Origin of the sequence: Streptomyces sp. PKU-EA00015, from assembly GCF_013387495.1 — a bacterium.
GTDB lineage: Bacteria > Actinomycetota > Actinomycetes > Streptomycetales > Streptomycetaceae > Streptomyces.
Genome location: NZ_JABZEE010000034.1, coordinates 51,864 through 78,481 on the forward strand (window position 1 = coordinate 51,864; position 26,618 = coordinate 78,481).

24 protein-coding genes and 1 pseudogene are annotated in these 26,618 nt (G+C 71.3%); 18 read left to right on the top strand and 7 right to left on the bottom strand.

All coding sequences use genetic code 11. The annotated features are described in order from the left end of the window. Nucleotides 1-7: 7 nt before the first annotated feature. Nucleotides 8-574, bottom strand: a complete 567-nt coding sequence (locus HW130_RS20965) for an adenylate kinase (RefSeq protein ID WP_218183798.1) — start codon at nt 572-574, stop codon at nt 8-10. Between the two features lie 464 nt (nt 575-1,038). On the opposite strand from HW130_RS20965, the gene HW130_RS20970 reads away from it, so the two are divergent. Next, complete coding sequence (locus tag HW130_RS20970; RefSeq protein ID WP_177151194.1) at nt 1,039-1,512, top strand: carboxymuconolactone decarboxylase family protein; 474 nt, start codon at nt 1,039-1,041, stop codon at nt 1,510-1,512. Between the two features lie 260 nt (nt 1,513-1,772). Here the strand turns inward: HW130_RS20970 and HW130_RS20975 are convergent, their stop codons facing one another. From HW130_RS20975 to HW130_RS36040, 6 genes and pseudogenes are all read right to left on the bottom strand, one after another. Continuing rightward, nucleotides 1,773-2,813: a ComEC/Rec2 family competence protein gene (locus HW130_RS20975; RefSeq protein ID WP_177151195.1), complete on the bottom strand. Its 1,041-nt coding sequence runs from the start codon at nt 2,811-2,813 to the stop codon at nt 1,773-1,775. Further along, complete coding sequence (locus HW130_RS20980) at nt 2,813-4,099, bottom strand: hypothetical protein (RefSeq protein ID WP_177151196.1); 1,287 nt, start codon at nt 4,097-4,099, stop codon at nt 2,813-2,815. The genes HW130_RS20975 and HW130_RS20980 overlap by 1 nt, the downstream gene beginning before the upstream one ends. After that, nucleotides 4,096-5,274, bottom strand: coding sequence for a caspase family protein (locus HW130_RS20985; protein ID WP_177151197.1), 1,179 nt, complete (start codon nt 5,272-5,274; stop codon nt 4,096-4,098). The genes HW130_RS20980 and HW130_RS20985 overlap by 4 nt, the downstream gene beginning before the upstream one ends. 129 nt (nt 5,275-5,403) lie before the next feature. Continuing rightward, the gene (locus tag HW130_RS20990; protein WP_177151198.1) at nt 5,404-6,360 is read right to left on the bottom strand and encodes a glutathione S-transferase C-terminal domain-containing protein; all 957 of its coding nucleotides are present in this window, start codon (nt 6,358-6,360) and stop codon (nt 5,404-5,406) included. Between the two features lie 193 nt (nt 6,361-6,553). Next, complete coding sequence (ssuE, locus tag HW130_RS20995) at nt 6,554-7,111, bottom strand: NADPH-dependent FMN reductase (RefSeq protein WP_177151199.1); 558 nt, start codon at nt 7,109-7,111, stop codon at nt 6,554-6,556. A 79-nt stretch (nt 7,112-7,190) separates the two neighbouring features. Next, nucleotides 7,191-7,357 (bottom strand): annotated as a pseudogene (locus HW130_RS36040) (GNAT family N-acetyltransferase); the annotation flags it as partial. A 524-nt stretch (nt 7,358-7,881) separates the two neighbouring features. Here HW130_RS36040 and HW130_RS21000 point away from each other — a divergent pair. The 17 genes from HW130_RS21000 to HW130_RS21075 all read left to right on the top strand — a co-directional run bounded on the left by HW130_RS21000 (nt 7,882) and on the right by HW130_RS21075 (nt 26,585). After that, on the top strand, nt 7,882-9,087 hold the full coding sequence (locus tag HW130_RS21000) for an acyl-CoA dehydrogenase family protein (protein ID WP_256356218.1): 1,206 nt from the start codon (nt 7,882-7,884) through the stop codon (nt 9,085-9,087). 694 nt (nt 9,088-9,781) lie between these two features. Beyond that, nucleotides 9,782-10,846: an ABC transporter substrate-binding protein gene (locus HW130_RS21005; protein ID WP_177151200.1), complete on the top strand. Its 1,065-nt coding sequence runs from the start codon at nt 9,782-9,784 to the stop codon at nt 10,844-10,846. A gap of 5 nt (nt 10,847-10,851) precedes the next feature. Continuing rightward, on the top strand, nt 10,852-11,703 hold the full coding sequence (locus tag HW130_RS21010) for an ABC transporter ATP-binding protein (RefSeq protein WP_177151201.1): 852 nt from the start codon (nt 10,852-10,854) through the stop codon (nt 11,701-11,703). Further along, nucleotides 11,700-12,635, top strand: coding sequence for an ABC transporter permease (locus tag HW130_RS21015; RefSeq protein WP_177151202.1), 936 nt, complete (start codon nt 11,700-11,702; stop codon nt 12,633-12,635). Before HW130_RS21010 ends, HW130_RS21015 begins: the two co-directional genes overlap by 4 nt. Before the next feature lie 45 nt (nt 12,636-12,680). Further along, on the top strand, nt 12,681-14,036 hold the full coding sequence (locus tag HW130_RS21020; protein WP_177151203.1) for an LLM class flavin-dependent oxidoreductase: 1,356 nt from the start codon (nt 12,681-12,683) through the stop codon (nt 14,034-14,036). Continuing rightward, the gene (locus HW130_RS36770) at nt 14,033-15,637 is read left to right on the top strand and encodes an FAD-dependent oxidoreductase (protein ID WP_177151204.1); all 1,605 of its coding nucleotides are present in this window, start codon (nt 14,033-14,035) and stop codon (nt 15,635-15,637) included. Before HW130_RS21020 ends, HW130_RS36770 begins: the two co-directional genes overlap by 4 nt. Beyond that, nucleotides 15,634-15,999 (top strand): ferredoxin family protein, encoded by a 366-nt coding sequence (locus tag HW130_RS21030; RefSeq protein ID WP_100109758.1) that lies wholly within the window; start codon nt 15,634-15,636, stop codon nt 15,997-15,999. The genes HW130_RS36770 and HW130_RS21030 overlap by 4 nt, the downstream gene beginning before the upstream one ends. A gap of 21 nt (nt 16,000-16,020) precedes the next feature. Further along, nucleotides 16,021-16,920: a TauD/TfdA family dioxygenase gene (locus tag HW130_RS21035; RefSeq protein ID WP_177151205.1), complete on the top strand. Its 900-nt coding sequence runs from the start codon at nt 16,021-16,023 to the stop codon at nt 16,918-16,920. Nucleotides 16,921-17,179: 259 nt separating this feature from the next. Next, nucleotides 17,180-17,281 carry a putative leader peptide gene (locus HW130_RS37005; protein WP_329125058.1) on the top strand — a complete coding sequence of 34 codons (102 nt, stop codon included), beginning with the start codon at nt 17,180-17,182 and terminating at the stop codon, nt 17,279-17,281. A 347-nt stretch (nt 17,282-17,628) separates the two neighbouring features. Continuing rightward, the gene (locus tag HW130_RS21040; protein ID WP_218183811.1) at nt 17,629-18,687 is read left to right on the top strand and encodes an aliphatic sulfonate ABC transporter substrate-binding protein; all 1,059 of its coding nucleotides are present in this window, start codon (nt 17,629-17,631) and stop codon (nt 18,685-18,687) included. Between the two features lie 405 nt (nt 18,688-19,092). Beyond that, nucleotides 19,093-19,863: a GntR family transcriptional regulator gene (locus HW130_RS21045; protein ID WP_100109756.1), complete on the top strand. Its 771-nt coding sequence runs from the start codon at nt 19,093-19,095 to the stop codon at nt 19,861-19,863. Nucleotides 19,864-19,945: 82 nt separating this feature from the next. Then, nucleotides 19,946-20,173: a ferredoxin family protein gene (locus tag HW130_RS21050; protein WP_125741086.1), complete on the top strand. Its 228-nt coding sequence runs from the start codon at nt 19,946-19,948 to the stop codon at nt 20,171-20,173. 14 nt (nt 20,174-20,187) lie between these two features. Then, nucleotides 20,188-21,540, top strand: coding sequence for an ABC transporter substrate-binding protein (locus HW130_RS21055; protein WP_177151207.1), 1,353 nt, complete (start codon nt 20,188-20,190; stop codon nt 21,538-21,540). Then, nucleotides 21,537-22,430, top strand: coding sequence for an ABC transporter permease (locus HW130_RS21060; RefSeq protein WP_177151208.1), 894 nt, complete (start codon nt 21,537-21,539; stop codon nt 22,428-22,430). Before HW130_RS21055 ends, HW130_RS21060 begins: the two co-directional genes overlap by 4 nt. Beyond that, nucleotides 22,427-23,182 carry an ABC transporter ATP-binding protein gene (locus tag HW130_RS21065; protein WP_177151209.1) on the top strand — a complete coding sequence of 252 codons (756 nt, stop codon included), beginning with the start codon at nt 22,427-22,429 and terminating at the stop codon, nt 23,180-23,182. The genes HW130_RS21060 and HW130_RS21065 overlap by 4 nt, the downstream gene beginning before the upstream one ends. Nucleotides 23,183-23,218: 36 nt before the next feature. After that, on the top strand, nt 23,219-25,939 hold the full coding sequence (locus HW130_RS21070) for a fumarate reductase/succinate dehydrogenase flavoprotein subunit (RefSeq protein WP_177151294.1): 2,721 nt from the start codon (nt 23,219-23,221) through the stop codon (nt 25,937-25,939). Between the two features lie 187 nt (nt 25,940-26,126). Continuing rightward, nucleotides 26,127-26,585 carry an Rrf2 family transcriptional regulator gene (locus HW130_RS21075; protein ID WP_177151210.1) on the top strand — a complete coding sequence of 153 codons (459 nt, stop codon included), beginning with the start codon at nt 26,127-26,129 and terminating at the stop codon, nt 26,583-26,585. Nucleotides 26,586-26,618: the final 33 nt, after the last annotated feature.

Here is a 26,618-nt window from a genome sequence, read left to right on the forward strand (position 1 = left end):
ACCTGACCTAATCCGCCAGGATTTGTTCCCTGTCGGTCAGGCCCGCCAGTGCTCGCGACGCGATCTCGTCGATCGGTCCGACGGCATGCACCGTCAGCAGGATGCCCGAGTAGTGGGCGAGGAGAGGCGCCGTCTGGCGGCGGTACACCTGCTGCCGGTGCCGGATGACGTCCTCGGTGTCATCCGGCCGGCCGCGGTTCAGCAACCGTGCCACGACATCCTCCTCCGGAGCCGTGAACTCCAGCACCGCATCCAGCGTGGAGCCCATGTCATCCAGCACGGCGGCGAGTTCGCGCGCCTGGGGCACGGTGCGGGGGAAGCCGTCGAGGAGGAAACCGTGCCGGGCGTCCGGTCGCGCCAGTCGCCCGCGGACCATCTCACCGGTGAGTTCGTCGGGTACGAGGCCGCCGGTGTCGAGGTACCGCTGGGCGGTACGCCCGAGTTCGGTCCGGCGGCTCACGTGCTCGCGGAACAGGTCGCCGGTGGAGATGTGGGGCACGCCGAGCTTCTCGTGGAGGATGGCTGCCTGGGTGCCCTTGCCTGCTCCGGGAGGGCCGATGAGGACGATTCGCATCAGTGGGTGCACACCTTTCAGTCGTTACCTGCGCTTGAGTCATCAGGGCACTGCGGCCCGGCTGTTGCGCCCGCCGCCCTCTCGTCACACGGCATGCGAGGGGCCGCCCGCGCCGACGGCCGGCCGGGCGCGGCGGAAGGCGCCCCGACCGTACGGCAGAGCCCGGAGCGGGGATCCGGTCACCGCGAGGCGGACGTCCTCAGTGTCGACACCTGCCCACGCCGCCCGGGCGCCGCACGCCGGCAGGCTTCGTGCACCCCGGCCGGACCACACGTTTCCGTGTCCCATGTCCCCGGTTCCCCCTTCCTCGCGCAGCATCGGTCATGCGGCCTGCGGGGAGCCACCGGTGAGCGCAGCGTTGATCAGGTCCGTCGCGGAGACGTCGTCACATTCGTTCGTGTCACATCGCGCCGACCCGATCCGTCATAGGTGTGCAACCAACGACAACGGCAGAGGAGCACACCATGGATGCCCGCTTGAACCTCTTCGGCAGCCCCACCGCAGGCACGTTCCTGAAGCACATCGTCTCGGCGGGCCGGGTGGTGTCGGACACGGCGCTGCCGGCCGCGACGCAGGAGTTGGTGAAGATCCGCGCGAGCCAGATCAACGGCTGCGGCTTCTGTCTCGACATGCACACCAAGGAGGCCGCCGCCGCCGGTGAGACGTCGGCGCGCCTCAACATGGTCGCGGCGTGGCGGGAGGCCACGGTCTTCACCGAGGCCGAGCGCGCGGCGCTGGAGCTGACGGAGCAGGGCACCCGCCTTGCCGGCGCGGCCGGTGGGGTCACGGACGAGGCCTGGGCGGACGCCGCCAAGCACTACGACGAGGAACAGCTGGCCGCCCTCGTGTCCCTGATCGCCCTCATCAACGCCTTCAACCGGCTGAACGTCATCGTCCGGCAGCCCGCAGGCGACTACCAGCCCGGCCAGTTCGGATAGAAGGGCACCGGCTCGAGGGGCCGGCCTCCAGCCGGACCCGGTGGCACTCAGGGCTGCCCTGATGCCTGAGTCGGCACCGCTCTCGTCGGGGGCCGAGGACGTCGATCGCCATGGCGATCGACGTGCCCCTGGCAGACCGGTCTCCACGCTGTACACGCGGTCCTCAAACGCGCTCGGACAGCAAGACGCGGCGACGTAGCCGGACGCGGTCCCGATCTCCAGCACGCGATGCCCGTCCTCGGCGTCGAGGAGGCCGAGCGTCAGAACTCCACGGAGACGAAGCCGTTCTCGTCGGCCGGTGCGGGTGCCAGTACGCGGTACCCGAACTGTTCCTTCAGGCTGTCGAGGTCCCAGTTGGCCGCCCTCTCACGGTAGTTGAAGACGAGATCCTTCGTCGCCCCGCCGTGCTTGAGGATCCGGGCGATGGCGATGTCGTCCGGGTGACCGTGGACCCTGCCGTTGGTGGAGATCAGATAGCGGCCGCAGTCGAGGAGGCCGAGCAGGTCGTTCGAGAGGTTCTTGGCGCTGCCGTGGTGGGCGACCTTCAGGGCGTCGATCCTCAGTCGCCCGCCCTCGGACTCGGCGCGCGGGCGGAGCGAGGCCGCCAGGCGCGGGTCGTCCGCGTCGCCGGTGAGGACGATCCGGGTGTCCTCGAACTCGAACAGCAGGCCGATGCTGGTCGGGTTGGTCGGGGAGCCGTCCCGCTTGAACGGCGTGGCGGCCAGTTCGTCGACGTCGATCACGCCGAAGCGTTCGACGCCCGGCACCGGTTCCCGCTCCAGGGGGTCGACTCCCGGGATCAGCCCGGCCTCCTGGCACTTCTTCTTCCATGGTGTGATCAGCGATTCCAGCAGACGGCGGTCCGGTGCCAGCACCTCCATCGATGAGCCGTCGTCGAACCAGGTCAGCGGATGTCCCACCTCGACACTGCGGCCGTCGAAGGCCTTGTTCCAGGGGAGGCGCTGGGTGATGAGCGCGGTGGTGAGCAGTTCCCCGTCCACCGCGCCGAAGATCTCGCGGTCGTGGAGATGGTCGAAGCCGTTGAACCACACGTCGCCGAACTCCACCGGGCGCTCCAGGTCGTCCAGCAGCGCCAGCACACCGAGGATGTGGTCCTGGTCGACGTGGGTCACCACGAGCAGGTCGATCCGGCCGCCCAGGCCGGCGAGCAGTGGTTTGATCCGCTCGTAGGTGCCGCGCCGTCCGCCGTCGACGAGGATCCGCCGGATGAACTCGTCGTTGCCGTATTCGAGGAGCAGACAGTCTCCGTCCTCCGCCGGCAGCATCGTGAGCCGGATCATCACGCACTCCCTTGCCGCAAGTCGAGAATCAGGAACGGTTCGCGTATGTCGGCCAGCCAGGACAGCCGCCGTGCCTCGTCGAGGCGGCGTACGCACTCGGGGTCGTCGGGGAAGGCGGAGAGCCCGTCGATGAGCCAGGCGAGCCCGAGCGTGTAGAACGGGATGCCGCGATCGAAGGCCTCGATCAGCCCGTCCCGGGCCTGCTGGGTCTCCGGCGAGGCCCGGCGCAGCAGCCGCACCGCCCGCAGGATCGCCCCGTCGCTGAGCCAGGGGAAGCCCTCGGCCAAGCGCTCCAGCCACGGGTCCCAGTGCGTCTCGCCCGCCGAGTGGTCGGTACCGACGAGGACATAGGCCCCGGCTGCCGCCCCGAGCGGGTTCCGGAACTTGGAGTGGAGCATGCCCTCCACATCGGTGAAGAGCTGGGCCGCGGTGTCGAGGGCGCCCTGGGACATGTACGCGAGTCCCGCTCCGACCGCCGGATCGCGGACGGTTACGGCGACGGCGCTGCCCGTCGGGCTCTGCCGCAGATTGACCAGGACCTCGATCTCGCGGTTGCCCCAGGGCAGGGGAAGCGTGACCAGGCGTACGGATCCGGCGGCCTCCACGACCAGGAACTGCCGCTCGCCGACGGGCACATCAGGGGCCGCGACGGGGCCGTTCGGACCGAACCGGTAGAGCGGTGTGACCGCGTCCACGGACACGTCGGGCGCCGGCAGGACGCGTGGCTCGCCCCGCGCGATCCGCTGGGCGACCGGGGGCACCGACCCGCTCCCCGCGAGCGCCAGCATCGACGCGAAGGACCACGTCGTGGGCGCGGAATCGCCGATCCAGGTGGCGAGTGCGGTCAGGTCGACGGCCGTCTCGGGGACGAAGCCGTCCGGTTCGGCGAGGGGGGCGACCATGGACCGTGAGGCGATCGACTCGGCGAGAGGGATCCGGCCGGGGCTGTGGTAGACCCTGCTCGGCTCGATGTTGCCCATGAGGTACTGCCAGGAGTGGGTCTCGTACGGCGAGTCCGTCATGACGAAGTCCACGGGAGTCTCCTCGCCCTCCACCGCCACGGCGTTCTCCGTGAGTACCAGCCCGGACGGCAGGGTCGCGGACACGAGGTAGCGCCCGGGTGTCACCGGGTACGACGTGGGCTTGGGTGAATCGCCGCAGGGGATCAGGATGTTGCGCCGGGTATCCCCCGTGAGGTCGGCCGAGTAGATGTCACCGACGATCACCGCGTCGTTGGACTCCCCGGCGGAGGAGAGGAAGAGCCTGACGGCGAGTGCGGTGCTCATGGTCTGGCCAATCCGATACGGAACAGCGGCGGGCGGGCGTCGAGTTCGTCCCTGCGCAGGTCCTCGGGGCCGAGGACGGCCTCGACCTGGTACCGCCCGAACGGCAGGAACAGGGCCCACTCGCTGAGATCGGGTTCGTCGCCGGGGACGGGCGGCGGGCGTCGCCGCTCCTGCTGCCCGCGGCGCCGGCAGGCGAACTCGGCGAGCGCGTTGTCCTCTTTGGGCCTGCAGCCGATGTACACCGGGACGACCGGCTCGCCCCTCAGTTCGTGGAAGCCGAAGTCGAACGACTCGGGGCTGACCGGTACCGCGGCTCCCGCGAGGGCGCCCGCGAACGAAGGCTCTCTCATGAAGCGGCCGATCGCGCGCTTCAGTGTGTCGGTGGTCACCCGCCACACGCGGTCCTCGGTGTTCTCGCTGCCGGCGCCGTCGAAGCTGCGCAGCAGCGCGTCGGTGAACAGGCTGACGCTGCCTGTGCGCGCGAAGGACTCCTCGCCGTGCAGGGTCGCGTAGATGACGGCGTGCTCACGCGGCACGAACCCTGCGGGTCGCAGGTTACCGGCGACCGGCACCCGTCCGAGGACGTCCCTGCCCACCAGCTTGTCGAGTCTGTCGGCGCCGGCCCGGCATGCGTCGACGAAGAAGACCTGCTGGGCGGCCCGGCAGCTGTTGAGTCCCCTGTGCAGCGCCTCGAAGTGCAGGGCGCCGTTCAACGGGCTGTTCCGGTCGGCGAACATGTCCGCCGCGAGCAGAGACGTGTCGAACCCCAACGAGACACCGTGGCCGCAGAAGTAGAAGACCAGCCGGGCCTCGTCGTGGTCGCCCCGGTCCTTCCACTCCGTGACGGCGGCCACGATGTTGTCGATGGTCGCGGCTTCCACCCCATGCGCCGCCTGCGTCCTCGGGTGGACGAAGGGGGCGGGAGCCGCCTCGCTCAGCAGGAGGGCCAGACTCCCAAGCGGTCTGCCCTGGTCGTGGTAGCCGTCGATCATCCAGGTGGCGAACGCGCGCGCCGAGAGCGGTGGCGAGGACAACTGTCGCATCCCCACGGCGCCCGGGTGGTCCGTCGGGGACTTCCCCCCGTCGAGATGCGTGTACGCCCCGACCCCGACGACGAGCGCGTGCGTGGACGAGGGCCCCGCGTTCTCGTCCAGATGAACCGTGAAAGCAGCCATGGAACCTCCGCGTGACGCACCGCAGGCCGACCGGAGGCTTTGCTCCTAGTATACTAAGCAGTACCCCATATGTCCCTCGGACGCCCATGAGGGGGAGACCGTCGTGGTGTGCCTGGACGGGGCGGGAAGTCAGCTCAAGGCCCGCGGCACCCCCATGTCGTCAGGCTCGAGGACAGGGAGTACGCGAGGCGCCTCACGCTCGGCCCCGGTTACGCGCTCGGCACGTTCCGGCGTGTGCACCGCCCAGTCCAGGATCTGCACCGCCGCCCCTGCCGCCTCCAGTCCTCGGCAGTCGGCGTGGTGCCTGCGGGCGATGCCGTGCAGGTCGAGGCGGGGACCGAATGCGGGGTGGGCGGCCAGCCGTCGTGCATAGGCCCACAGGTGCGGATGACCGGCGATACGGTGCACCGCGTCGGCGTCCAGGTGCCAGCGGTGCACGGTGTCGAGCTGGACCAGGGCCACCCACAACTGCACGTCGCCGATGGTGATTTCGTCGCCGAGCACGCAGTCCTGCGAGGCGAGCCGGGATTCCAGTGAGTCCAGCGTGCGGAGAAGGGATCCGAGGGCGGTGCGGCGCGCCGTTGCGTCGGCGCCGGCCTGTCCGGCCCGCTGTGCGGCCTCGTTGATGCCGTACGCGCACAGCCGTCCCACGGCGTCGATCTCCGCTTCCGCGCCGTGCGGGTACAGCGCGGGCCCGTCGGCGCCCGCGCCGCCGAAGTGCCGGGCCAGGTCGCGCAGGATGTGCGGGGTGTGCGTGCTGACGATCCGTCCCGTCCAGTCGTCGCTCAGCACCGGCGCGACGGCGGCTCCGGGATACCGGTGCGAACTGGCCTCGTACAAAGGGCGCAGCGCGGAGTACCCGCCGTCGGGCCGGTCGGGCACGGCGGGCAGCAGTTCCACCGGGAGGACGTCGTCGAGGCCGAGCAGGCTGTGGGTGAGGGCGATCCTCAGACAGTGGGGACAGGACAGCGAGAGGTGGAGGCGGTAGCGGCGCACCGAGGCGTAGTAGCCACTGCTCGCGTCGCAGCCGATCCTGCCCCGGAACAACGGCAGGGACGGCGCGGAGGCCGGGCGTGCGGCAGTCATGTGTCGTACCGGGTCCGGGGTCGGCTCCAGACGCTCCATGTTTTCCTACCCTTTCACTGGGGATTCTGCCCTGGAGTGTTCGGGGGCTCTCACGGCCCCGTCAAGAGGGCCGCGTGGCTCGCGGCGGGTGCGGCATGACTGCTGTCGCCCCTGGGGGCGGGGGACGGGACGCATGTCCCTCGCCCGTCAGGTCTCAACCGGCGGCCGCCAGCAGGGCGGTACGGCTGCCGACGGCGTCGGAGAACTGGTCGACGACCTGTGCGAGCGCCTCGGCCGATCCCGGCGCGACCGTCAGTGTGCCGTCGTCGCCCACCGCGATGTCCTTGTCCAGCGTGAACCAGCCCGGGACGATGTGCGCGGCGCCCATCGAGCTGAGCACCGGGCGCAGCGCGTAGTCGATCGCCAGGACGTGTGCCGTGGTCCCGCCGGTCGCCAGCGGCAGGACCGTCTTGCCTGCCAGCCCGTACTGCGGCAGCAGGTCCAGCAGAGACTTCAACAGCCCCGAGTAGGCGGCCTTGTAGACGGGCGTGCCGATCACTATTCCGTCGGCGCGGGCGAACAGCGCGGCCGCCTCGACGATCGCCGGGTGTGCGAAGTCGGCGCCGAGCAGTGCCTCGGCGGGGAGGGTGCGAACGTCGAGCGGGATCACCTCGTGCCCCTGGGCCGTGAGCCTGGTGTCCAGGTGGCGCAGGAGCCGGGCGGTACGAGAGGTGGCGGAGGGACTGCCGGAGACTGACAGGACGGTGGCCATGGCGGATCCTTCGTGGAGGAGAGCGGACTGTGCGGGTGGGGCGCCCGTCCGGTGTGACGCGACGGGCTCCCCCGGAGAGTCAGGGGCGAGGAATGGGCTGGGCGGCCCTTCGTTCACGTGCCGCGGCCGGCAGGTGCTTCTCGAAGGGCAGCGGACCGATGGTTTCCGGGGCGGCCCTCGTATCGAACAGCGGTGTGCAGCCGGTGGCAGGTACAGGCTGCGGGCCTCGGGTTGGCGTGGCCCGGTGGGCCGTGGTGCAGCCGTGTGACGGCGCTTCAGGGTGATGGGGACGGTGCGGGAACGGGGGTGACGAGGCCGGATGTGCCGGGCTCCGGGCGAGGTGTTCCGGCGGCGGCGCGCGTCCCAGCCGGCGGAACCGTCCGTACGCGGCGGATTCAGCGCAGGTGCACGACGGTGCCGCGGACAGGGAACGCGGCCCGCGAGGGGGCGCCGAGGCAGAGCAGAGCCGCTCGGGCGGCCCGCCGCCGAGTCAGGCGTGACACGCCGCGGACCACACCCGACCGAAGTCGATGTGGTCACGGGTGACCAGGCGCTGCTCGGCATTCATGCGACCCATTGAGCAGTGCATCGGTCTCGGCGTCAACTGCGGCCCGGATGCCGGACACCGGCATGTGCGAGGGCGACACGGCCCCGTTCACGGCAGGGATCAGGACACCACGGTGGCCGGATCGGCCAGCCTTCCCTATCTTTCCTATCGAATTACTGGGAAAGCATTGACGGTACCGAGGGTGACGCGCAGGATGATCCGCATGTCCCCCACAGAGCAGCTACTCGCCGGTCCCGGCCGCGCGCACTGGCTGCGCGTGGCCCGCGAGACCGCGGACGACCTGGCCACGGACGCGGTGGCCCGGGACCAGGCGGGCAAGGTCCCCTTCGACGAGGTGTCCCGCCTGCGCGAGGCGGGACTGCTGACGCTGCTGACGCCGGCCCGGTACGGGGGCGGTGGCGCGGACTGGGACACGGCCTGCGCCGTCGTCCGGGAGATCGCCGCGGCAGACGGCGCGATCGCCCAACTCCTCGGCTCCCACTACTTCCTGTCATGGAGCACCCGGTTCTTCGGTGCGCCCGCTCGCGCCGAGCGCCTCGACCGGGAGTCAACGGCCGGACAGTGGTGCTGGGGTGGCGGCTTCGCCCCTCAGGAGCCGCCTCTGACACTGACGGCGACCGCCGACGGCCATCTCCTCAACGGCCGCCTGAGCTACGTCTCCGGAGTCCTGGTCGCCGACCGGCTCGCCGTGCGGGCGGTGCGCTCCGACACCGGCGAACCGCTCGCCGTCACCGTCGACCCGGCCCGTCAGGGCGTGCTGACCGAACGCGACACCGACCCCTTCGGCCAGCGGCTGGCGGCCGGCGGCAGCGTGGAGTTCGACTCCGTACCGGTGGCCGCCGACGACGTCCTCGGTTCGCTGTCCGCGGACGACGACATCCTGTCGCCCTCGGCCGCTCTGGCGTCGCCGGCAGGGCGTCTCGTCTCGGTGCAGCTCTGTCTCGGCATGGCCGAGGGCGTCCTCGCCGAAGCCCGCGAGTACAGCAGGGCGGGCGCCTCGCCCCGGCAGCCGGCCTGGCCGGCCGGCTCCCTCGCGGATCCGCAGGTACTGGCCACCTACGGGGAGCTCACGGTCGTCACCCGCGCCGCGGCAGCGCTCGCCGAGCAGGCGACGGCAGCTCTGCACACCGGGATGGCGCGCGGCGAGGACCTCGGCTACGACGAGTACGCGGAGATCTCCGCTCTTGTGGCCGTGGCCGAGGCCGCGGCCTCCAGGGCCGTGCAGGAGTCCACCTCCCGCGCCCTGGACATCATGGGTGCCCGCTCCGCGTCCGCACGGCTGGGGTTCGACCGCTTCTGGCGCAACGCCCGCACCCACACCTTGCACCAGCCTGTCGCGCCTCGGCTCCGGGACGTCGGGGACTACTTCCTCAACGGCGCGTATCCCCCGTTCGTCCTCCCTGCCTGACCGCAACCGCCCCAAAAGGCGTTCCCTGGCCTGCCGTACCCCGCCGTTCGACACGGCAGAACCTCGAATCACACGCCACGTAATGCCCCGTCATGACCGCGCGTCGGAGCGTTTGTGAACGCGACGCTTCACGCACATGTCAGGTAATTCAGTATGCGAGACGCAGCTGAACGAGACATTGACGTGGCCGGTTTCCGCTGCAACTCTCTTGGCTATGAGCACGTTCGAGAACCTCGCCGCGCGGCTGCACGTCGATCTGCGACGCCAGGCCAGCGCCATCTGTGCCGTCGGCCGCTAGGGCCTCTCGTTTGGATCATGCCGGGCTCGCGGGCCCTGGCACGCACGCTCGCCGCGTTGTCGTCGGTCGCCATGGCTCCGCCATTGTCTCCCTCCTCCGCCTTGCGATCGCACGCACCAGACCCCGCTCACTGATCCGGCATGATCCAAACGAAAGACCCTAGACCCGTCGTCGCCGACAGGCACCGCTCTCCTGCTCTCTTTCCGGAATCCTCGCAGGATTTCTCTGCCGGGACTCGCCGTACGTAATCGGCATCTGCCATTCCCTCGAAAAATCCGGCGCGCCGCTTTCTGCTGACATTTCCCAAGCGAGCGGACAGATGGCGGCCGGAAGAACGCCGCACATTGTGCTCCAGCCGCTCCCCGCACTCCCAATCGACCCGAACAGGACCTTTCCATGGCCACGACTGCATCGACCCGACGACAGTTCCTCACTCTGCTCGGTCTTTCGGCGGTCGCGGTGAGCTGCGGCACGACCGCAACGGGCGCCACGTCCGGCAAGGGCGGGACGAAAACGCTCCGGTACCAGGGCTGGGCCGGCCAGGTCACGCCGCCCGAGCTGGCCGAGGACCTCGGCTATCTCGAGGACGGGAAGCTGGAGTGGGTCGGCAACACGATCAGCGGGCCGCAGGACATCCAGTCCGCGGCCACCGGCCAGACCGACTTCGGCGGCGCCTTCAACGGCGCGGTCGTCAAACTGGCCGCGAACAACGCCCCCATCAAGGCCGTCATCAGCTACTACGGGTCGGACGAGCACGCCTACAACGGCTACTACGTCCTCGAGGACAGCCCGATCCGCTCCGCCCGCGACCTGATCGGCAAGAAGGTCGGCATGAACACCCTCGGAGCCCATTCCGAGGCCATGCTCGACATCTACCTGCAGCGCGGCGGCCTGTCACCGGCGCAGATCGGCAGGGTCGAGCCTCTGGTGGTGCCGCCGGTCAACACCGAGCAGTCGCTGCGCCAGCAACAGATCGACGTGGCCGTCCTCGGCGGCATTCTGCGCGACAAGGCTCTCGCCGCCGGCGGTATCCGCCCGCTGTTCACGGACCACGAACTGCTCGGCTCCTTCAGCGCCGGCACTTATGTGATGACCGACCGCTTCCTGAAGCAGAACCCGGACACGGCCCGGACCTTCGTCACCGCGGTGGGGCGGGCCATCGAGTGGTCCCGGTCCGCCTCTCACGAAGAGGTCATCGCCCGGATGACGGACATCGTGAAGAAGCGGGGCCGCAACGAGGACACCGCGCCCCTGAAGTACTGGCGGTCCTACGGTGTCGCCGAGACCGCGGGCCGGATCAACGGCAAGGAACTCCAGCTGTGGATCGACTGGCTGGCCGAGCGCGGTGACATCGAGAAGGGCCGGGTCGCGCTGTCCGACCTCTACACCAATGAGTTCAACGCCGGCGGCGGCACGGCGTCCGCCTCGCCGACCCCCTCCGCTGCGAAGAGCGGGAGCTGATCACCATGCCGGAACCTCTCACTCCCAAGATCGAGTTCGAGCGCGTACGCAAGGACTTCAGGGTCAAGGACGCAGCCCGCAAGGACCGTTCGGGAGCACGGAAGTCCACGGAGTTCACCGCTCTCGACGGCATCGACCTGGAGATAGCGGCAGGCGAGTTCGTCGTGCTGGTCGGTCCCAGCGGCTGCGGCAAGTCGACGCTGCTGGATCTGCTCGGCGGCCTCGCCCGGCCCACCGGCGGACGGATCCTGCTGGACGGCGCGCCCGTCACGGGGCCGGGCCTGGACCGCGGCATCGTCTTCCAGCAGTACGCGCTGCTGCCGTGGCGCACCGCGCAGGGCAACGTCGAGTTCGGCCTGGAGGCCACCGGCGTCCCGCGGCGCGAACGGGCCGCATGTGCCCGGGAGTTCTTGGACCTGGTGGGTCTGTCGGGCTTCGAGGACCGCCATCCGCATGAGCTGTCGGGCGGGATGCGGCAGCGGGTGGCGATCGCCCGCAGCCTCGCCTACGACCCCGACGTCCTGCTCATGGACGAGCCGTTCGCCGCGCTGGACGCCCAGACCCGGGAGTCCCTGCAGGACGAGCTGCTGCGCATCTGGCAGCGCACCGGCAAGACCGTCGTCTTCATCACGCACGGCATCGACGAGGCCGTCTACCTGGGACAGCGCGTCGCCGTCATGACGTCGAGGCCGGGCCGCATCAAGCGGATCGTGCCGGTCGCCCTCGGCTCCCGTACGGCGACGGACGACGTCCGCTCCAGTCCCGAGTTCGCGCGCCACCGGCACGAGATCTGGTCACTGCTCCACGACGAGGTGGCCAGGGCCCAGCAGTTGGAGAAGGAGGAGGCTTCCGTATGAGCCCCGCAGCCGGCACCACCACCGAGAAGACGACGTTGCCGGGCCCCGCGGGCGTCGCCGAATCCGCCCGCGCCCCCTCCCTCGCGTCGGCGCCGGCCGCGGCGTCGCCGCCGGCCGTGCGCCGGGCACCCGCCTGGACGACCGCCGCCCGGGCGGCCCGCCGCCTGCCGTCCCTGCTGGTGAAGGGGGCGACCACATCCGCGGCGATCGTGGCTCTGCTGCTGCTGTGGGAGACCGCGCCGAGGCTCGGCCTGGTCGACCGGACCTTCCTGCCGCCGTTCAGTGAGGTCGCCCGCGCCTGGTGGGGGCTGGCCACCGACGGTCAGCTGGCCGACAACGCACGTGCGAGCCTGGTGCGTTCGTTCAGCGGATTCGGTCTCGCCGTGGCCCTCGCCGTGCCGCTGGGCCTGCTCATCGGCTGGTACCGGCCGGTCGCCGACCTCCTCGGACCTCTGCTGGAGGTCTTCCGCAACACCGCGGCGCTGGCCCTGCTGCCGGTGTTCGTCCTGCTCCTGGGTATCGGCGAGACGTCGAAGATCTCCATCGTCGTGTACGCGTGCACGTGGCCGATCCTGCTCAACACCATCAGCGCGGTCCGTAACGTCGACCCGACCCTGCTGAAACTGGCGAAGTCGATGGATCTGTCCGCGCCCCGTCTGTTCCAGAAGGTCATCCTGCCGTCCGCGGTCCCGGTGATGTTCACCGGGATCCGGCTGGCCGGTGCCGTGTCGATCCTCGTACTGGTCGCCGCCGAGATGATCGGCGCCAAGGCCGGGCTCGGGTATCTGATCAACGCCTCCCAGTACAACTTCGCCATCCCGCAGATGTACGCGGGCATCATCACGATCTCCGCCATCGGCGTGGTCTTCAACCAGTTCCTGGTGGCCGTCGAGCGGCGGCTCAGCTCCTGGCGCGTTCCCACCGGCGGCTGACGTGGCCGCACTCTCCGTCTTCCGACCCCCGATCCGAGGTACCTCATGACCGCGTCACGCCCCCGACACCTGCGTCTCAACGCCTTCCTGATGAACGCGGGCCACCACGACGCCGCTTGGCGGCACCCGCGCACCCAGCCCGAACGCGTCACCGACCTGCGCTACTTCCAGCAGCTCGCGCAGACCGCCGAGCGCGGCCTGCTCGACTCGGTCTTCCTCGCCGACGGCCTCGCCCTGTGGGGCAAGGTCCGGTACAACGCGCTCGGCGGCTTCGAACCGCTCACCCTGTTGTCCGCCCTGGCGGCGGTCACGGAGCACGTCGGCCTGATCGCCACCGTGTCCACCACCTTCAACGAGCCCTTCCACACCGCCCGCAAGTTCGCCTCCCTGGACCACATCAGCGGTGGCCGGGCCGGCTGGAACATCGTCACCTCCGGCACCGTGAACGAGGCCCGCAACTTCGGGCAGGAGGAGCACCTGGAGCACGGTGTGCGCTACGAGCGGGCGCGGGAGTTCGTCGAGGTCGCCACCAAGCTGTGGGACAGCTGGGAGGACGACGCGATCCTGCTCGACCGTGAGCGGGGCGTCTACGCCGACACCGACAAAGTGCGGGAGATCAACCACCGCGGGGAGCACTTCGGGGTGCAGGGTCCCCTGAACGTTCCGCGCAGCCCGCAGGGCCACCCGCTGCTGGTGCAGGCCGGCTCCTCGGAGGACGGCAAGGAGTTCGCCGCCCAGTACGCCGAGGCCGTCTTCACCGCCCAGCAGACCCTCTCCGACGGCCAGGCCTTCTACAAGGACCTCAAGTCCCGGCTGGCCCGTTACGGCCGCACCGAGGACCAGCTGCTCGTGCTGCCCGGCATCGCCCCCGTCATCGGGTCGACCGAGGCCGAAGCCCGTGCGCTGGAAGAGGAGCTGACCGAACTTCAGGTCCCGGAGTACGGGCTGGCCCAGCTGTCCGGGATGCTCGGCACCGACCTGACCGGGCTGCCGCTGGACGGGCCGCTGCCCGAGCTGCCGGAAGAACGGGACATCAACGGCAACAAGAGCCGCTTCACGCTCGTCGCCGAACTCGCCCGCCGCGACGGCCTCACCCTGCGCGAGCTCATCGCCCGCCTCGGCGGCGGACGCGGCCACCGCGTCTTCGCCGGCACGCCCGAGCAGACAGCCGACCAGCTCCAGGAGTGGTTCACCCAGGGCGCCGCCGACGGCTTCAACATCATGCCGCCCCACCTGCCCGGTGGCCTGGAGGACTTCGTCGACCATGTCGTGCCGATCCTGCAACGGCGCGGCCTGTTCCGCACCGAGTACACCGGCCGCACTCTGCGCGAGCACTACGGCCTGGCCCGCCCCGCCAACCGGCTGACCGCGGCGGCCACAGGAGAAGGGCGACCGGTGTGACCGGGCTCGAACTCACCACGGACGTCCTCGTGGTCGGCGGCGGACCCGCGGCCACGTGGGCCGCGCTCAAGGCGGCCCAGGACGGAGCGGACGTCGTCCTGGCCGACAAGGGCTACTGCGGCACCAGCGGCGCCACCGCCTCGAGCGGTACGGGCGTCTGGTACGTCCCGCCGGAGCCCGCCGCACGGGAAGCGGCCATGGCGAGCCGGGAGGCACTGGGCGGACATCTGGCCGACCGGCGCTGGATGACCCGGGTGCTGGACCAGACGTATGCGGGCATGAACGAGCTGGCGGCGGCCGGACGGTACCCCTTCCCGACGGGGCCGGACGGACAGCAGCTCAGGAACGGCCTGCAGGGGCCGGAGTACATGCGCAGGATGCGTATCCGCGTCCAGCGGGCCGGGGCACGCATTCTCGACCACAGCCCGGTCACCGAGTTGCTCACCGACCCCTCCGGCGCGGTCGCCGGGGCCAGGGGGCACCGGCGCCAGGCCGGGCGGCCGTACCGGGTGCGCGCGGGGGCGGTCGTCCTGGCCACCGGCGGCTGCGCGTTCCTCAGCGGCGCGCTGGGCTGCAACGTCAACACCGGCGACGGTGCGCTGTTCGCCGCCGAGGCGGGCGCGGAGATGTCCGGCATGGAGTTCTCCAACGCCTACGGCATCGCACCCGAAGGCACCTCCGTCACCAAGACCGCGTTCTACTCCTTCGCGACCTTCTACCGCGAGGACGGCTCGGTCCTGGAGGGTGCGGCCAGTCAGGGCGGCCGGTCCGTGATCGCCAGGACACTGCTCGGCGAGAAGGTGTACTGCCGCCTCGACCGGGCGGACGCGGCTGCCCGGCAGGCGATGCGGCTGGCCCAGCCGAACTTCTTCCTCACCTTCGACCGGCTCGGCATCGACCCGTTCACCCAGCGCTTCGCCGTCACGCTCCTCGCCGAAGGCACCGTGCGCGGCACCGGCGGCATCCGCATCACCGGCGACGACTGCTCCACCACCGTCCCCGGGCTGTACGCGGCCGGAGACGCGGCGACCCGTGAGCTGATCTGCGGCGGCTTCACCGGCGGTGGCAGCCACAACGCCGCATGGGCCGTCTCCTCCGGCACCTGGGCAGGCCGTGGCGCGGCCCGCCACGCCCGCTCGCTCGGCGGCCGTGCAGCGACGCGGCGTCTCGCCGCTGCCGGCGGAGCGGGGCTCCGGCCCACCGGGACTCCCGGTCCGGCCGACGGATTCCGGGACGTCGTCGCGGCAGTCCAGGGCGAGGTGCTGCCGTACGAGAAGAACTATCTGCGCCACGGCGACCGGCTCGCCGCCTCGCTGGAGGTGCTCGACAGCGTGTGGGAGGAGTCGCGCGCCTCTCTGCGCGCAGGCGGCGGGGACGTCGTACGGGCCAGGCAGGCGGCGGCGATGGCGGCCCACGCCCGCTGGATGTACACCGCGGCGCTCGCGCGGACCGAGACCCGCGGCATGGCGAAACGGCTCGACTTCCCGGAACAGGACCCCGGGCAGCACCACCACATCGTCACGGGTGGCCTCGACCGGGTGTGGACCCGCACCGAGCCCCTGGCAACCGCACCGGCAGCACCCCTGGAGGTGGCATCGTGATCGAACTGGTCTCGGCGGAACGCTGTATCACCTGTGACAAGTGCATCAAGGTCTGCCCGACCGACGTGTTCGACCGCGGCGAGGACGGCATCCCGGTGCTCGCCCGCCGCGACGACTGCCAGACCTGCTTCCAGTGCGAGGCGAACTGCCCGGCCGACGCCCTGTACGTCTCGCCCCTGACGCGCCCGGCCGACGACTCCGCCGCCCGGGACGAAGAACACCTGGACCGTACCGGCCTGCTCGGGAGCTACCGCCGGCACATCGGGTGGGGACGGGGCCGTACACCCGGCGCGCTGCGAGCCGTCGGCCCTCCCCTCGGCCCGCCGGAGGCCAAGGGCCCCTCACTGCCCATCACATCCTGATCACCTCCGGAAGGACCGCACATGACCACCAGCACCGGCTTCGACGTCCGCAGGATCGGCGGCCGTATCGGCGCGGAGATCCTCGGTGTGGACCTCGGCGCCGACCTCGACCCCGCCGTCGTCACCGAGATCAACTCCGCGCTCCTGGAACACAAGGCGCTCGTCTTCCGCGACCAGCAGCTCGACGACGCGGGCCAGCTCCGCTTCGCCTCCCTCTTCGGCGAGCTCACCACCGCGCACCCGACCGTCCCTTCCGTCGACGGCCGGCCCCAGGTGCTGCCCGTCGACGGCGACGAGGGCATCCGCGCCAACCACTGGCACACCGATGTCACGTTCGTCCGTACGCCTCCCAAGGCGTCCACGCTGCGCAGCATCGTGGTCCCGCCCTACGGCGGCAACACCCTCATCGCCAACTCGGCGGCCGCGTACCGGGATCTGCCCGAGCCGCTGCGCGAGCTGGCCGACAAGCTGTGGGCGGTGCACACGAACGCCTACGACTACGCCGCCCCGAAGAGCGAGAAGGCGGCCGAGCACCGCAAGCAGTTCGTGTCCCGGAAGTACCGCACCGCGCACCCGGTCGTCCGGGTGCACCCCGAGACCGGGGAGCGCGGGCTGTTCATCGGCGGCTTCGCCCAGAGCATCGTCGGGCTCGGCCCCTCCGACTCCCGCGACCTGCTGCGCCTCTTCCAGTCGTACGTCACCCGCCCCGAGAACATCGTGCGAGTGACATGGACGCCGGGCGACCTCGTCCTGTTCGACAACCGCATCACCCAGCACTACGCCCCGGACGACTACGGCGACCTGCCGCGCCTGCTGCACCGGGTGACCGTCGCGGGCGACGTGCCCGCCGGTGTCGACGGCACACTCAGCCATGTCCTCGAGGGCGACGACGCCTCCCACTACACCCCCGCCGCGGCCTGAGCCCCTCGGCCGCCGGGCAGGTGCCCCCTGCCCGGCGTCGGCGGCCCCACCCGCGGCGGACGCCGATCTGCCCCCGGGATATCCCCACTGGCCCGCGCCCCGGTCCCCGGACCGGCCCCTGATCCCCTCGTCCATCAGGGGGTTCTCACGACACGAGATGCGGTTGTCCATCATTTGGGCAGCCCCTTGGGGCGAGCGCCGCCCTCTGCCAATATCCCTATCAACCAGGTGGGAAAACTAGGGATCGGGTGAGGTGGCCGTGCGAACGCTGAACCACGCAGGCCGTCCGCTTCCCCTTCTGACCTCCCGGCGCCACATCGACTTGGGCCGCACGTCCAGCGCCATCTGTCAGCCCGTCTGACGCCGTCCACAGGACCTGGCTCCGCAGAGCACCGCTGTGCTCCTTGCCCCCGCCGGCCGTCGGCCGGGCGCCCCCTGTACCGACCACGCCACCCCCGTCTCCATGACTGCCTGTCCTCGGGCGCGGCGTGGCATTGACGACGGCTGGACATAACCCCGCGGCATCCGACACATATCCGCTTCTCCGCCTGCGACGTCGCCCCCGTCGCCGCCGGCCGGGGAGCGGGTGCAGTGCATGCCGACGGCTTTGCGTCGCGTATTTCCGTACCTCCCTGAACACCATCCCGTGAAAGGACACCCACCGTGTCTGCCGCAAGACCGCTCACCACCCTGCGCGCCATCGCCGTCATGGCCACGCTTCCCCTCCTGCTCACCGCCTGCGGCTACGGTTCCGAGCCCGACGACGACAAGAAGACCGAGGTGGCCGCCAAGGGCGAGAAGCTCTCCGCCGACACCGTCCGCATCGGCTACTTCCCGAACCTCACCCACGCCACAGCACTCGTCGGCGTCCAGGAAGGCCTGATCCAGAAAGAGCTCGGCGGCACCCAGCTCAAGCCGCAGACCTTCAACGCCGGCCCCTCCGAGATCGAGGCCCTCAACGGCGGCGCGCTCGACATCGGCTTCATCGGCCCCTCACCCTCCATCAACGGCTACGTGAAGTCTGAGGGCAAGAGCCTGCGGATCATCGGCGGCTCGGCCTCCGGCGGCGTCAAGCTGGTCGTGAACCCGAAGAAGATCAGGACCCTGGACGACGTCAAGGGCAAGAGGATCGCCACCCCGCAGCACGGCAACACCCAGGACATCGCGTTCCTCAACTGGATCGCGGAGAAGGGCTGGAAGGTCGACGCGGAGAGCGGCAAGGGCGATGTCTCCGTGGTCCGCACCGACAACAAGGTCACCCCGGACGCCTACAGGTCCGGGGCGATCGACGGCGCCTGGGTACCCGAGCCGACCGCGTCCAAGCTGGTCTCCGAGGGTGCGAAGGTCCTCCTCGACGAGTCCACACTGTGGCCGGACAAGAAGTTCGTGATCACGAACATCATCGTGTCCCAGACCTTCCTGAAGGACCACCCGGACGTGGTCGAGGCCGTGCTGCGCGGCACGGTGAAGACGAACGCGTGGATCAACGCCAACCCGGACAAGGCGAAGGCGTCGGCCAACGCCGCCCTGAAGGCGGAGACCGGCAAGGAGTTGGTGGCCAAGGTGATCGACCCGGCGTGGCCGAGCATCCAGATCACCGACGACCCGCTGGCCGCGACGCTGAAGACGCAGGCCGACCACGCGGTCAAGGCCGGTCTGCTCAAGGAGCCCGATCTCAACGGCATCTACGACCTGACGCTCCTCAACAAGGTGCTGAAGGCCGAGGGCAGGCCCGAGGTCTCCGACGCCGGTCTCGGCGCCGAGTAACCGCGTCCGCACTGCTCAACCCGGTCACCGGGGCCGAGGCCCGACAGCCGGCTCCAGCGACACTCCCGGCGGCCCGGCGACGGGCGGGGGGATACACCCGCGGTCCCGCCGCCCACCGCACACCTGGCCCACAACACCGGCTCCGCGAAGGCATTGCCCGCAGCGGAGCCGGTGTTGTGATGCGTGGAGGGACACGCAACGCAGGCGGACGGTCCCGGGGGCTATCGGCGAAGCCAGGGAACTGATCGCATCCTGGGCACCTGATGTCCGCGATATGGGCAACAGGATGGCGGATCTTACTGTTACACCACTGAAACCGCAGGTCAGAGCGTTCCTTACAGGTTGCCTGGTGGCGCAATATTGCGGCAACACCACCAGCGGCGCTCGCCCAGTACGTTCCCTTCCATGCCAGCCGAACCCGCCCCCGCCGTCTCTCCCCCGGTCGCCGCCGCGCGTCGACGACGACTGCGTGCGGACCGTGCCCGGCAACTGGCCGACCTGCTGCGCCACCAGATCCTGGCGGGAGGCTTCCCCGACGGCGTCCTGCCCCTGGAGGACGTCATCGCCGCCGACTACCGAGCCAGCCGCAACACCGTGCGGCAGGCCCTGGACCTGCTGCGCGGCGAGCGGATCGTCGACCGGCAGCCCGGCGTCGGCACCGTGGTGGTGTGCGAGAAGTACCCGCACGGGCTGGACCGCCTCCAGGGCCTGGCCGAGACCCTGCACGAGCACGGCCGGGTCACCAACGAGGTCCGCACCGTCGGGCCGGTCACGGCCCCCGGCCCGGTGGCGCACCGGCTGGGGCTGCCCGAGCACACCGACGTGCTGTGTATCGAGCGGTTGCGCCGCCTGAACGGACTGCCGCTGTCCCTGGACCTGTCCTACCTGCCGATGGACGTGGGCGGTGAGCTGCTCGGCTGCGACCTGGAGAACACGGACGTGTTCCGGCTCCTGGAGTCGTTGACCGGCGGTCCACTGGGCCATGCCGAGATCACCCTGGAGGCCGTGAACGCCGACGCGCACTCCGCCGCGGTGCTCCAGGCCCCGCGCGGGGCGGCCGTGCTGATGCTGGAGCGGCTGACCTGTCTGCCCGACGGGCGGCCGGTGGACCTGGAGTTCATCCGGTTCCGCGGCGACCGCATCACCATGAGCGGCGTGCTGCGCCGCTCCCTCTGATCCCTCGCGAGAACTTTCCCGGGTTCCCGTGTTCCTTCCCCCGTTCCAGTTCCCCGCCCTTTCCGGGCGCTTGGAGACAACCATGCCTCTCGTTCCGCAGCGCGCCGACGTGCCCGTGACCATCGACGAGTCCAAGTGCATCGACGGCTGCACGCTCTGCGTCGACATGTGTCCGCTCGACTCACTCGCCATCCGCGAGGACAACGGCAAGGCGTACATGCACGTGGACGAGTGCTGGTACTGCGGCCCGTGCGCGGCCCGGTGTCCCACCGGCGCAGTCACCGTCAACATGCCCTACCTGCTCCGGTGAAAGGCCGAATTCCCATGACCAGCAAGAGAATCCCACTCCTCCCGCTCCTCCCGGTCGCCCTGCTGCTCCCACTGACCACCGCTTGCGGCGGCACGGCCGGCGCCGACGGCAACGCCGGCGCCAAGACGGTCACGGTGACCGTCGGCTACCAGTCGAAGACCATCAACACCGTCACCGCCGGCACCCTGCTGCGCTCCCTCGGCTACTTCGAGCAGGAGCTCGCGGCCCGCGGGAAGAGGGACGGCACCACCTACAAGGTCGAGTGGCAGGACTACGCGACCGGCGCCCCGATCACCGCCCAGATGACCGCCGGGAAAATCGACATCGGTTCGATGGGCGACTTCCCGCTGTTGATCAACGCGGCCCGCGGCAAGCAGCTGGGGCAGCCGACCCGGCTGGTCGCGGTCACCGGCTACAACCTGCGCGGCGGCCTGAACACGGTGGTCACCGCCCCCGGTTCGCCCTTGCGGTCACTGGCCGACCTGCGCGGAAAGAAGGTGTCCACCAGCGTCGGATCGGCTGCCGACGGCACCCTGGTCCGGGCCCTCCAGCAGGCCGGCATCGACCCGGACAAGGGCATCCGGAAGCTCAACCAGCAGCCCAGCGTGGGTGCTTCGGCCCTGGCCGCGGGCAGCGCCGACGCGCTCTCCCAGTTCGTCGCCTGGCCCGGCAAGCTGGCCTTCGAGGGCCGGGCCACCGCTCTGTACGACGGGGCGGAGCTGAACCTGCCGACCTTCCACGGGGTCACGGTCCGGGAGAAGTTCGCCAAGGAACGGGCCGGGGTCCTCGACGACTTCCTCAGGGCCCAGCGGCGGGCCACCGACCACCTGCGCGCCCAGCCGGTCGCCGCCGCCGAGTCGGTGGCCGAGGAGACCGGTCTGCCGGCCGAGGTGGTCTACCTCTACAACGGCGCCAACGGCATCGCCACCTTCGACCCTGAGCTCCGCCCGGAGCTGATCGCCGCGCTGAAGGAGGACGTGCCGGTGCTGAAGGCGGCCGGGCTGGTGGGCGACGTCGACGTGGACGCCTTCGTCGATCCGGCGCCGCTGAAGCGGGCCGTGCGGTCCCCCGCCTACCCGAAGGCGAGCGCCGCCAAGTCCGAACTGTGGCTGAAGGGCAGGACCACCACCCGCACCTTCGACAGCCCCAAGGAGCTGCTGAAGGCCGCCGAGGCCGCCGACGTGCGGGCCGCGTACGTGCCGGACGCGCTGACCGGAACCCTGTGGTTCGCGGACAAGGCCGTATGGGTCGCGGACGGCGCCGAGCTGCGCGCCTTCGTCACCCCGGCCAGTGCGAAGAGGTACCTCGACGGTCACGCCGGGGCCCGGATCATCCGCTACACGGACGCCGTGGGTCTGGCGTCATGAGTGGGGGCCGCCGGCTGCTGCGCGCGGCCTCCCTGACCGCGGCCCTCGGGCTGTGGCAGCTGCTGACCTCTTGGGACGTCAACCTGTGGCTGCGGTTCGAGCAGTTCCCCACGGTCGGCGAGGTGGCGTCCGCCTTCGCCGACCGGGTCACCACCGGCCCGTACTGGCAGGACCTGGGCCACAGTCTGCGCCGGATCGTCGTGGGCTTTGTGCTGGCCGCGGTGGTGGGGGTGGCGGTCGGCACGGCCGTCGCCCGGTCCCGGTGGGCCGCCGACCTGCTCGGCCCGCTGGTGGAGGTGGTGCGGCCGGTGCCGGCCATCGCCCTGGTCCCGGTCGCCATCCTGCTGTTGCCCACCAACGAGCAGGGCATCGTGTTCATCACCTTCACCGCCGCCTTCTTCCCGGTGGTGGTGTCGACCCGGCACGCGGTCCGGGCGCTCACCCCGGTCTGGGAAGAGGCCGTGCTCACCATGGGCGGCGGCCGGCTGCGGGTGCTGTTCTCGGTGGTGCTTCCGGGAGCCCTGCCGGGCATCTTCGGCGGCTTGTCGGTGGGCATCGGCGTCTCGTGGATCTGCGTGATCTCCGCGGAGATGATCTCCGGCGAGTACGGGGTGGGCTACCGCACCTGGCAGGACTACACGATCGTCGACTACCCGGGAGTGTTCGTCGGCATGGCCACCATCGGCGTCCTCGGATGGCTCACCTCGACCGCTGTGGAACTGCTGGGCCGTCGCGCCACTTCCTGGCTGCCCCGCCCGGCCGCGCGGGGAGCTGCCGGCGCCGCACCGCGTCCGGCGTTCCGCAGGGCCGGCCGCACCCCCGCGGCCACCGGCGCCGGTCCCGCCGCCGCGGTCCGTACCACTGTTCCCCGTAAGGAGCCGGTCCCATGAGCACCGCGACCTCGCCCGCCGCACCCGCGCCGGCCGGCGCCGAACTCACCCTGCACGACGTACGGCTCGGCCACCCGGACGGCGCTGCCGTCCCCGGCACGGTCGTGCTGCGGATCGCGCCGGGCGAACTGCTGGCGGTGGTGGGGCCTTCCGGCTGCGGGAAGTCCACCCTGCTGCGCACCCTGGCCGGGCTGCTGCCCCCACTGGACGGGCGGGTCACCCAGGACGGTGAGCCGATCGGCCGGCCGGCCGCCGACCGCGCGCTGGTCTTCCAGCACGACGCCCTGCTGCCGTGGCGGACCGTCCGTGCCAATGTGGAACTGCCGCTGGCGATCCGCCGGTTCCCCCGGGCCGAGCGGCGACGGTCCGCGGCCGACTGGCTGGAGAGGGTCGGTCTGGCCGGGCACGCCCACAAGCTGCCGCATCAGCTGTCCGGCGGGCAGCGGCAGCGCGTCCAGCTGGCCCGCGCCCTGGCCGGCCGGCCCCGCGCGGTCCTGATGGACGAACCCTTCGGCGCACTCGACGCCCACACCCGCGCCGAAATGCAGGACCTGCTGGTGGACGTCCTGCAAGGCACCGGCGCCACCGTCGTCTTCGTCACCCACGACGTGGACGAGGCCCTGCACCTCGGCGACCGGGTCCTGTTGCTCGGATCCGGGCAGGTGCTGGACGTATCCCACCCGCGTGAGCGGGACGCGCGGCACGCCCCCGACACCACCGAACTGCGCCGCCGAATCCTCGAATCCCTCTGAAAGGCACGCCCCGTGCACACCCTGGTGGACACCCCCCTGGCCATCCCCGCCCTCGCCGACGCGACCGAACTCTCCTGCGACGTCCTCGTCATCGGCGGTGGCACCGCCGGCACCATGGCCGCGCTGACCGCCGCCGGACGCGGTGCGCAGGTGCTGCTGCTGGAGAAGGCGCATGTGAGGCACTCCGGCGCGCTCGCCATGGGCATGGACGGGGTCAACAACGCGATCATCCCGGGCCGGGCCGAGCCCGACGACTACGTCGCCGAGATCACCCGCGCGAACGACGGCGTCGTCGACCAGTCCACCGTCCGGCAGACCGCGACCCGCGGCTTCGACATGGTCAAGCGCCTGGAGTCGTACGGGGTGAAGTTCGAGAAGGACGAGCACGGCGAGTACGCGGTCCGCCAGGTGCACCGGTCCGGCTCGTACGTGCTGCCGATGCCGGAGGGCAAGGACGTCAAGAAGGTCCTCTACCGGCAGTTGCGGCGTCGCGAGATGCGGGAGCGGATCCGCATCGAGAACCGGGTCATGCCGGTCAGGGTGCTCACCCACCCCGACGACGGACGGGCCGTCGGCGCGGCCGGGTTCGACACGCGCACCGGCGCGTTCGTCACCGTCCGGGCGGGCGCGGTGATCCTGGCGACGGGTGCCTGCGGCCGGCTCGGCCTGCCCGCCTCCGGCTACCTTTACGGGACGTACGAGAACCCGACGAACGCCGGCGACGGGTACGCCATGGCCTACCACGCGGGGGCCGCGCTCACCGGGATCGAGTGCTTCCAGATCAACCCGTTGATCAAGGACTACAACGGGCCGGCGTGCGCGTACGTCGCGAACCCGTTCGGCGGGTACCAGGTGAACCGGCACGGCGAGCGGTTCGTGGAGTCGGACTACTGGTCGGGACAGATGATGGCCGAGTTCGCGGCCGAACTCGCCTCCGACCGTGGCCCGGTGTACCTCAAGCTCAGCCATCTGCCCGAAGAGACCATCACCGCCGTCGAATCGATCCTGCACACGACGGAGCGGCCCACCCGCGGCACGTTCCACGAGGGCCGCGGCCACGACTACCGCACCCACGACGTCGAGATGCACATCTCGGAGATCGGACTGTGCGGAGGGCACTCCGCCTCCGGGGTACGGGTGGACGCGCATGCCCGCACCACCGTCCCCCGGCTGTACGCGGCCGGCGACCTGGCCTGCGTCCCGCACAACTACATGATCGGCGCGTTCGTCTTCGGCGACCTGGCCGGCGAGGATGCCGCGCGGTACCGGGCCTACGAGGGCGAGCTGCCCCGGGACCAGCTGGCCGCCGCCCACGACCTCGTCTACCGGCCGCTGCGCAACCCGGACGGGCCGCCGCAGCCGCAGGTGGAGTACAAGCTGCGGCGGTTCGTCAACGACTACGTGGCACCGCCGAAGACCGGGGCGAAGCTTTCCCTGGCGGTGGAGGCGTTCACCCGGATGTCGGAGGAGATCGCCGGGATGGGCGCGCGCACGCCGCACGAACTGATGCGGTGCGCGGAGGTCACTTTCATCCGGGACTGCGCGGAGATGGCCGCCCGGGCCTCGCTGGCCCGCACCGAGTCCCGGTGGGGCCTGTACCACGAGCGGCTGGACCACCCGGGGCGGGACGACGCGGGCTGGCTGCACCACCTGGACCTGCGCAAGTCCGCATCGGGGGCGATGGAGTTCACCGCGCGGCCGGTCGAGCCGTACGTGGTCCCGGTGCCGGAGTTCGCGCCGGCGCCGGGGCCGGAGCGGCGCCTCGGCGAGGTCGCGCTGGTGCCGGTGGCCACGGCCGGCCCACGGGACGCCGCCCCGGCCGCCCGCCCGGCCGCGCCCGCGGCGGCTCCGGTCCCGGCCGGGACCCCGGAGGTCTCCGCGCCCAGCCCCGCCCTCCTGCGCCTCCTCTCCCTCGCCGAGGAGTCCCCCGACCTGGACGCGCTGCGCCCCTATCTGGGCGACGCCGATCCGGCGGTGCGGGCGGCCGCCGTGGCCGCCCTCGGTGAGACGGTGCCGGCCGGTGCCGGGCCCGCGCTCGCCGAACGCCTGCGGGACGCCGCGCCACAGGTCCGGGCCGCCGCCGCGGCCGCGCTGCGCGAGCTGGTCGAAGTGCTGCCCGCCGAGGGGGATTTGGGGGCCGGTCTGCGGGAAGCGCTGGGCGTCGCCGATCCGGCCGTCCGGGCCGCCGCGCTCGACGTGCTGCGTGCCCTGCGGCTGGGCGACGCCGGCGTGTACGCCGCCGCGCTCGCCGACACCGACATCGAGGTCCGTATCACCGCCGTCCGGGCCCTCGTCTCGGTGGATGCGGTCCCGGAACTGGCGGTAGCAGCCGCCGACCCGGCCCGCGAGGTCCGGGTCGCGGTGGCCCGCGGTCTCGGGGCCGTGCACGCCGCGGCCCCGGCGCCTCTCGACCCACTGCTGGATGACGCGGACCCGCTCGTCCGGGGCGCCACGTTGACCGCGCTGGCCGCCACCGGCTGCCCGCCCCGCTACGCCGCGCTGGCCGCGGCCGCCCTCGACGATCCCGCCTGGCAGGTCCGGGCCGGCGCCGCGACCGCCCTCCGGGCGGCCCCGCCCGCCCAGGCCGTCCAGGCCCTCGCCGGGGCCTTGGCCGACCCCAACGCGGATGTCCGCAAGGCCGTCGTCCTCTCCCTCCTCTCGCACCGCGACGAGCCCGGGGCCCGCACCGCCCTCGCGGCCGCCACCACCGACCCGGACGCCGACATCCGCGCCTACGCGTCCCGTGCGGCCTCGTGATGCCGGTCGACCAGCGGCCGATCAAGTGGAGTTGCTCATTTCCCATGCCGTACATGGACCACCCGCGCCGCGTCCCCAGGCTCGTCGTCATGGCGGGGAGCCCCCGCGCCCGCGCCGCGGCCTGTGCCCCTCGGCCGAGGGGCACCCACGAGGGACGCCGGCCCACGCCGTACGGGATAATGGGCGCATGCGGATCTCAGCCAGGGCGGACTACGCGGTACGTGCCGCGCTGCAGCTCGCCGCGTCCCAGGACGACGGGCCGCTGAAGGCCGAGGTCATCGCGGACGCCCAGGACATCCCGCACAAGTTCCTCGAGAGCATCCTGAACGACATGCGCCGGGGAGGTCTCGTGCTCAGCCGGCGCGGCGGCAACGGCGGCTACCGGCTTGCGCAGCCCGCGGATTCCATCAGCATCGCGGATGTCATCCGCGTCGTGGACGGGCCGCTGGTCTCGGTGCGCGGGGTCCGGCCCCCGGACCTGTCCTACACCGGCCCGGCCCGGTCGCTGCTCCCCCTGTGGATCGCGCTGCGGTCCAACGTCCGCGAGATCCTGGAGGGCGTGACGCTGGCGGACGTCGCGTCGGCCGACCTGCCCGCCGGTGTGTCCGCACTGACCGAGGCCCCCGGCGCCTGGACCAACCCCTGACCCGGTGCCCCGGCAGGCGGGGCACCGGATCGG

Bases quoted from the DNA above. Each gene is read 5' to 3' on its own strand.
- HW130_RS21010 (WP_177151201.1), top strand. From the start codon at position 10,852: ATGCCGGAACCTCTCACTCCCAAGATCGAGTTCGAGCGCGTACGCAAG.
- HW130_RS21035 (WP_177151205.1), top strand. From the start codon at position 16,021: ATGACCACCAGCACCGGCTTCGACGTCCGCAGGATCGGCGGCCGTATC.
- HW130_RS21020 (WP_177151203.1), top strand. From the start codon at position 12,681: ATGACCGCGTCACGCCCCCGACACCTGCGTCTCAACGCCTTCCTGATG.
- HW130_RS21040 (WP_218183811.1), top strand. From the start codon at position 17,629: ATGGCCACGCTTCCCCTCCTGCTCACCGCCTGCGGCTACGGTTCCGAG.
- HW130_RS20990 (WP_177151198.1), bottom strand. From the start codon at position 6,360: ATGACTGCCGCACGCCCGGCCTCCGCGCCGTCCCTGCCGTTGTTCCGG.
- HW130_RS21015 (WP_177151202.1), top strand. From the start codon at position 11,700: ATGAGCCCCGCAGCCGGCACCACCACCGAGAAGACGACGTTGCCGGGC.
- HW130_RS20985 (WP_177151197.1), bottom strand. From the start codon at position 5,274: ATGGCTGCTTTCACGGTTCATCTGGACGAGAACGCGGGGCCCTCGTCC.
- HW130_RS21065 (WP_177151209.1), top strand. From the start codon at position 22,427: ATGAGCACCGCGACCTCGCCCGCCGCACCCGCGCCGGCCGGCGCCGAA.
- HW130_RS21045 (WP_100109756.1), top strand. From the start codon at position 19,093: ATGCCAGCCGAACCCGCCCCCGCCGTCTCTCCCCCGGTCGCCGCCGCG.
- HW130_RS20970 (WP_177151194.1), top strand. From the start codon at position 1,039: ATGGATGCCCGCTTGAACCTCTTCGGCAGCCCCACCGCAGGCACGTTC.
- HW130_RS21050 (WP_125741086.1), top strand. From the start codon at position 19,946: ATGCCTCTCGTTCCGCAGCGCGCCGACGTGCCCGTGACCATCGACGAG.
- HW130_RS21055 (WP_177151207.1), top strand. From the start codon at position 20,188: ATGACCAGCAAGAGAATCCCACTCCTCCCGCTCCTCCCGGTCGCCCTG.
- HW130_RS21075 (WP_177151210.1), top strand. From the start codon at position 26,127: ATGCGGATCTCAGCCAGGGCGGACTACGCGGTACGTGCCGCGCTGCAG.
- HW130_RS21005 (WP_177151200.1), top strand. From the start codon at position 9,782: ATGGCCACGACTGCATCGACCCGACGACAGTTCCTCACTCTGCTCGGT.
- HW130_RS20980 (WP_177151196.1), bottom strand. From the start codon at position 4,099: ATGAGCACCGCACTCGCCGTCAGGCTCTTCCTCTCCTCCGCCGGGGAG.
- HW130_RS21060 (WP_177151208.1), top strand. From the start codon at position 21,537: ATGAGTGGGGGCCGCCGGCTGCTGCGCGCGGCCTCCCTGACCGCGGCC.
- HW130_RS21000 (WP_256356218.1), top strand. From the start codon at position 7,882: ATGTCCCCCACAGAGCAGCTACTCGCCGGTCCCGGCCGCGCGCACTGG.
- HW130_RS20975 (WP_177151195.1), bottom strand. From the start codon at position 2,813: ATGATCCGGCTCACGATGCTGCCGGCGGAGGACGGAGACTGTCTGCTC.
- ssuE (WP_177151199.1), bottom strand. From the start codon at position 7,111: ATGGCCACCGTCCTGTCAGTCTCCGGCAGTCCCTCCGCCACCTCTCGT.
- HW130_RS20965 (WP_218183798.1), bottom strand. From the start codon at position 574: ATGCGAATCGTCCTCATCGGCCCTCCCGGAGCAGGCAAGGGCACCCAG.